Source organism: Arenibaculum sp. (assembly GCF_035998295.1).
Taxonomy (GTDB): Bacteria; Pseudomonadota; Alphaproteobacteria; order Azospirillales; family Azospirillaceae; genus DASYHS01.
Genome location: NZ_DASYHS010000088.1, coordinates 1 through 5,309 on the forward strand (window position 1 = coordinate 1; position 5,309 = coordinate 5,309).

The 5,309-nt window shown below is 68.8% G+C and carries 7 protein-coding genes; 3 read left to right on the forward strand and 4 right to left on the reverse strand.

What is annotated here, in order from left to right; genetic code table 11:
- Together VGO20_RS10155 and VGO20_RS10160 are read right to left on the reverse strand one after the other, a co-directional pair.
- A partial coding sequence (locus VGO20_RS10155) for a sodium:solute symporter family transporter (RefSeq protein WP_414639791.1) occupies window positions 1-624 on the reverse strand: 624 nt, incomplete at its 3' end.
- Window positions 625-643: 19 nt separating this feature from the next.
- Complete coding sequence (locus VGO20_RS10160) at window positions 644-925, reverse strand: DUF4212 domain-containing protein (RefSeq protein WP_327502216.1); 282 nt, start codon at window positions 923-925, stop codon at window positions 644-646.
- 580 nt (window positions 926-1,505) lie between these two features.
- On the opposite strand from VGO20_RS10160, the gene VGO20_RS10165 reads away from it, so the two are divergent.
- Window positions 1,506-2,138, forward strand: a complete 633-nt coding sequence (locus tag VGO20_RS10165) for an HNH endonuclease signature motif containing protein (protein ID WP_327502217.1) — start codon at window positions 1,506-1,508, stop codon at window positions 2,136-2,138.
- A gap of 20 nt (window positions 2,139-2,158) precedes the next feature.
- On the opposite strand, the gene VGO20_RS10170 is transcribed toward VGO20_RS10165, so the two are convergent.
- Window positions 2,159-2,596 (reverse strand): SMI1/KNR4 family protein, encoded by a 438-nt coding sequence (locus VGO20_RS10170; RefSeq protein WP_327502218.1) that lies wholly within the window; start codon window positions 2,594-2,596, stop codon window positions 2,159-2,161.
- 73 nt (window positions 2,597-2,669) lie between these two features.
- On the opposite strand from VGO20_RS10170, the gene VGO20_RS10175 reads away from it, so the two are divergent.
- Window positions 2,670-4,304, forward strand: coding sequence for a hypothetical protein (locus tag VGO20_RS10175; RefSeq protein ID WP_327502219.1), 1,635 nt, complete (start codon window positions 2,670-2,672; stop codon window positions 4,302-4,304).
- Here the strand turns inward: VGO20_RS10175 and VGO20_RS10180 are convergent.
- The gene (locus tag VGO20_RS10180; RefSeq protein ID WP_327502220.1) at window positions 4,295-4,759 is read right to left on the reverse strand and encodes a hypothetical protein; all 465 of its coding nucleotides are present in this window, start codon (window positions 4,757-4,759) and stop codon (window positions 4,295-4,297) included. The two genes, VGO20_RS10175 and VGO20_RS10180, sit on opposite strands and share 10 nt — an antisense overlap.
- 89 nt (window positions 4,760-4,848) lie before the next feature.
- On the opposite strand from VGO20_RS10180, the gene VGO20_RS10185 reads away from it, so the two are divergent.
- Entirely contained in the window at window positions 4,849-5,214 is a 366-nt protein-coding gene (locus VGO20_RS10185) for an HNH endonuclease (RefSeq protein ID WP_327502221.1), read from the forward strand.
- The last annotated feature ends 95 nt before the right edge of the window (window positions 5,215-5,309 follow it).

Here is a 5,309-nt window from a genome sequence, read left to right on the forward strand (position 1 = left end):
CACCGCGCGCATGCCGCCGAGCATGGAGCAGACCAGGATGCCGATCAGGCCGACGAAGACCGCGACCTCGAACTGGATGCCGAGGAAGCGCGAGGCGATGAGGCCGGTGCCGGTCACCTGCGCCACGATGTAGGCGAAGGAACAGGTGAACAGGATCGCGACGCCGACCAGGCGGGCGAAGTTGCCGCCGTAGCGCGCGCCCAGGAAGTCGGGCACGGTGTAGGCGCCGAACTTGCGCAGGAAGGGCGCGATCAGCACCGCGACCAGGACGTAACCGCCGGTCCAGCCCAGCACGAAGGCGAGGCCGTCGTAGCCGAGCGCGTAGAGCGTGCCGGCCATGCCGATGAAGCTCGCGGCGCTCATCCAGTCCGCGGCGGTCGCCATGCCGTTGTAGAAGGCCGGCACCCGCCGGCCGGCGACGTAGTACTCGCTGACCTGCATCGTCCGCGACAGGATGCCGATGCCGGCATAGACCGCGATCGTGAAGAACACGAACAGGTAGCCGATGATCTGGTTCGGCACCCCCATCTGTTCCAGGATCGCGAGAAGGACCACGAATGCGGCGAAGCCGCCGGTGTATATGCCGTAGACCCGGCCCAGGTTGCTCGTGAAGTCGCCCTTCATCGACTGTTCCTCCCCCGGCTCATTCTTCTTCCGCGACGCCGAATTCTTCGTCGATCTTGTTCTGCTTCCAGGCATACCAGAAGATCAGGACCACGAAGACGATCAGGGATCCCTGCGCGGCCATGTAGAAGCCGAGCGGGAAGCCGAATATCACGATCTCGTTGAGTGGCCTGGCGAAGGCGTGGATCACGTATCCGAAGATGAACCACAGCAGCAGCGTGATCCACATCAGGTTCTTGGTGCGGCTCCAGTGACGCTCCGCCTCTTCGGGGGAGATGCGCTTGTCTTGCTGCATCGACATCGACCTGTACCTCCCTTGGCTGCCGTCTTCGCCGGTACGAAGCAGGAAAGGTCTGCCGGCCGAGGCGGCATGGTTTGCGTTAACCAATTTTTTACGCTACCCAAAGCTGCTGCCGGGTGTCGAGGCGGAAAATGCGCGAGTGCTCGACTTGGGTCCGCAACCCCGTCATCCACCACCGGCGTGATTCCGCCGTGCATGGCCTTATGGACTAGGCTACTGTGGGTAGACCGAAACCCGGATTCGCGATGTCTGCCTCATGGTCGAGCGGCGCTTCCCACCACCCGCGGTGACGTGGTCATCCAAGTCCGTGCAGGCCAAATCCGTACAGGCCAAGCCCGTACAGGCCAAGCCCGTGGCCGCGGCAGGCGTCCGACCGCCCCCCGTCCCGCAGCCGGCGCAGCGTCCCGCACCGCCCGCGGTCGTCCAGCACAAGGCCGGGGGGCCGTCCGCTCATGGCGGTTTCGCTCCGCCGGCACCCGCCCGTCCGACGCAACCGCCCGTCGTCCAGCACAAGGCGGGGGGGCAGGCGCAGGGCATCGTGCAGCGGGCATTCGACCCCGGTCCCCTGGGACCGTTCAGCATGGGGACGAGCCCGCTCGACGGACTCAGCGAGCGGGAGATCCGCCAGGCCCGCAGGGGAGTAAGGGCAGCAGGAGGGCGCGCCGCGGGGCGCATCACCGGCGATCGCATCCGGCACGCCGTCCTCGAAAACCGGAAGGCTGCCCGCCTGGCACTCGATCCCGACGGGGAGCATGCCGGCTGGCACATCCCGACCTCGGCATGGGCGATCCACAAGGTCGGCGCGAACTACTACAAGTTCTACAACGACGCCCTCGGCTACGTCGATTTCGACAATGCCGGGGTCTACGCGGCCGGGGATACGACGGAAGACGGGAAAGCGGTGCCTGCGGCCACCGTCTATGCTGCGATGCCCTATGCGGCTCTCCTCGGAACCGTGAACATCTTCCACAGCACCAAGAAAGGGACCGACTACATGATCGATCCCGTCACGGGCGGCGCCAGCGCGGACACGCTGAAGCAGAACAACCGCGCTCCCCACGACGCCGTCGCCAATGCCCTGCGCGGAACCCCCAAGCCCGCCGGCTATACCTGGCACCACCACAAGACCAAGGGGCGGATGGACCTCGTCAAGACGACCGTCCACGCCTCGTTCGCGCACCGCGGCGGCTTCTCGCTCTGGGGCCGCAAGTGACTGGCGCCGTCCGCCCCCGCCTAGCGCAGGGATGCGAGGAACGCCGTGAAGCCGTCCGCCAGCGCGGTCAGGGCCTCGAACGGGTCGTCCTCCGGTTCGCGCTCGTGATCCCAGAAGTAGATCCTGCCGCGGTGCCGGCCGGCCAGCGCGATGCATATGGCATTGCCGAAGGGGTCGTCGCCGACCGGCAGCACACCCCGCGGCAGGCGCCGCCGATAGATGCCCCACATCTCGTCCAGGCGAAGATGGTCCGGGCCGTCGTGCAGCCCGTACAGGCTCTCGATCCGATCTTCCCCTTCACGCGCGGAGACGAAGGTGGAGGGGACCGGCGTGCCGCCGTTATGCGCCAGCAGGAAGTCCCGGTAGTCTTCCGGCAGCGTGAAGCCGAGATCGGCCTCGAAGTCGGCGAGCCTCGCCTCGTCGAGGGCGCCGTACGCGTTCGAATTTCCGATTTCCATGAGACGGCTCCGAGGAACGCAAACACCGTCGTTCCCAGCGCCTGATCCTACCACGAAAGAAGGAACCTCCGCCGTGGATTCCGTTGCCGGCCCGGGGCTTGCGACCGCCGCCTCCAAGCATGCCCCGGTCGAGCGCCGGCGACGATTGTCCGAATCCGTGCTGTGGACGGGGATGCGCGACTTCTACTGCCGCGAAGGCGTCCTCGCCTGGAGCGAGCACGCGATTCCCCACCACATCACGAGCTGTCCCTTCACCGCGGACGCCTATGCCCGCACCGCCTTCGCCTATCTGCGCGACTGTCTGGCGGCGGCGCGCGAGGGCGGCCCGGGGCTCGACCCCGCGCGGCCGGTCCATACGATCGAGCTCGGCGCCGGGCCGGGCCGGTTCGGATACCTGTTCTTGCGCCGGCTGCTGGAACTGCGCCGCGACTCGGGCCTCGACCTGCCGCCGGTCCGCCACGTCCTGACCGACATGGCGGAGCGCAACGTCGAGGCCTGGCTCGCCAATCCCTGGCTGCGGCCGCTGTTCGACGACGGCGTGCTCGACGTCGCCCGTTTCGACCTCCAGTCCGACCGCGAGATCGAGCTGCGGTGCTCGGGCGAGCGGCTGGCGCCGGGTTCCCTGGCCAATCCCTTGGTCGCGATCGCGAACTACGTCTTCGACAGCGTGCCGCAGGACGCGTTCCTGGTCGAGAGGGGGGAACTGTACGAGACGCTGGTGACGACGACGCCGGACCGCGGCGCCGGACTGCTCGGCGCGCGGATCGACTACCACCACCAGCCCGCCCGGTCCCCGTATTACGGCGAGCCGCACCGGGACGCGATCCTGGAGCTCTACCGCCGGCGCCTGCCGCGCGTGACCTTCGGCTTCCCGGTCGCGGCCCTGGCCTGCATCGACGGCCTGCTCGACCTTTCGGGCGGGCGGGCGCTGTTCCTGTCCGGGGACAAGGGGATGTCGCGGGACGATGCCTTCCTGACCGAAACGGCGCCCCTGGGACTGGCGGCGCACGCCCCGGGCTGCTTCTCGGTATCCGTGGACTACCAGATCCTGGGCGAATACTGCCGCCGGCTCGGCGGCCTCGCCCTCCATCCCTCCCATTCCCACGAAAGCCTCACCGTCTCGGCCTTCCTGTTCGGCGACGCGCCCGGCCGCTTCAGCGCCACCCGCGGCGTCTATGCCGAGGCGATCGACCACTTCGGGCCCGACGACTTCTTCGTGGTGGCGAGCGGGCTGGACGCCCAGGCGGAAAGCTTCTCCAACGGCCAGATCCTGGCGATGCTGCGGTTCAGCAAGTGGGACCACCAGCTGTTCCTGCGCTTCCTGCCCGCCCTCAAGGCCCGTGCCGCCGGGCTGTCGCCCGACGAAAGGTCGCGCCTGCGCGATGCCGTCCATGCGGTGTGGGACGGTTTCCTGCCGATCTCGGCCGCCGAGGACCCGGCCTTCCAGTTCGGCACGTTCCTGATGGAGCTGGGGTTCGACCGGGACGCCGCGGTCTTCCTGCGCTGCTCGGCCGAGCATTTCGGCCTGGAGGCGGGCAACGCCTACAACCTCGCGCTCTGCCTCTGGCGCATAGGCGAGGCGGAGGAGGCGCGGGAATGGGCCGAACGCGCGGCCGGCCTCGACCCCCAGCTCGACGAGGCCAAGGCGCTCCTGATCGAGATCGCGTCGGCGGCCGGCCGCCGGCCGGTCTCCCCCGGTCAGCGGTAGCCGAGTTCGCGCAGCCGAGCGACCGTGTCCTCGACCGAGCGGTGCAGGACGCCGATGCCGCCCATGGTGGTCCACGCGTCGATGTTGGCGGCCCGGTCGTCGACGAGCACGTCGCCCGGCCTGCCATGGCACGGCTTGTGGCGGCTGTGGCAGCAGATCACCCGCTCGGTCCGGAAATGCCGTCGGACCCAGGCGATCTTGGCAGGCACGCAGGTGCGGTCGGACGGCAGGATGCCGGTCAGGAAGACGGGGTCGAAGGGGGCGACCTCGGCCCACAGGCGGTCGGCGCCCGGCAGCAGCACGAGCCCGGACCAGAAGCCGCGCGCAGCCTGGATGCGCTTCCACATCGCGCGCCGGGGCACCTCCGCGAAGGGCGTCCCGAACAGCACCTCGACCGCGCCCTCGAAATCGGCGAAGACGCCGTCGAGGTCGAGGAACAACGTCCGACCGGTCATGCCGCGGTCCTCCCGTGCCGAGGTTCCCTCGACATGGTGACGGGCAGGGGCCATATCGAGCCCGGAACGAAGGTCGGGCCGATGGCGGGATGACGCGAGAGGACTACCAGCTCATGACGGTCGCCCAGGGCGGGCGCTGCTTCCACTGCGGCGAGCCGATCGGGGCGAAGGCGACCGACGACCATCTGATCCCGCGGGCCTATGGCGGCGCGGACGTGGCCGGGAACGTCGTGCTCGTCCACCGCCGGTGCAACCAGCTCAAGGGCGACCGCCTGCCGACGGCCGAGGAGGTCGAGCGCCTGGTCGAGCAACGCCGCCGCTCACGGCTCGGCGTCTGGCCGCCGCTGCTCGCCCTGCTCGACGCCGAGCCGGGGCAGGAGTGGATCGCGGTCGCCGTCGCGATCCGGGCCCAGGGCTCCGAATCCAGGTTAACGCGAAGAGAAGCCGAGGATTGAAGCGAGGTATCGGCCGTCCCACCCAGCGACCTTTCTCCTGAGCTTGATGGATTTTTTGTCGGCGACGGCGCGGACGAGGTTGATGGCGAAGTGTC

Bases quoted from the DNA above. Each gene is read 5' to 3' on its own strand.
- VGO20_RS10165 (WP_327502217.1), top strand. From the start codon at position 1,506: ATGGGGACGAGCCCGCTCGACGGACTCAGCGAGCGGGAGATCCGCCAG.
- VGO20_RS10160 (WP_327502216.1), bottom strand. From the start codon at position 925: ATGTCGATGCAGCAAGACAAGCGCATCTCCCCCGAAGAGGCGGAGCGT.
- VGO20_RS10185 (WP_327502221.1), top strand. From the start codon at position 4,849: ATGACGCGAGAGGACTACCAGCTCATGACGGTCGCCCAGGGCGGGCGC.
- VGO20_RS10170 (WP_327502218.1), bottom strand. From the start codon at position 2,596: ATGGAAATCGGAAATTCGAACGCGTACGGCGCCCTCGACGAGGCGAGG.
- VGO20_RS10180 (WP_327502220.1), bottom strand. From the start codon at position 4,759: ATGACCGGTCGGACGTTGTTCCTCGACCTCGACGGCGTCTTCGCCGAT.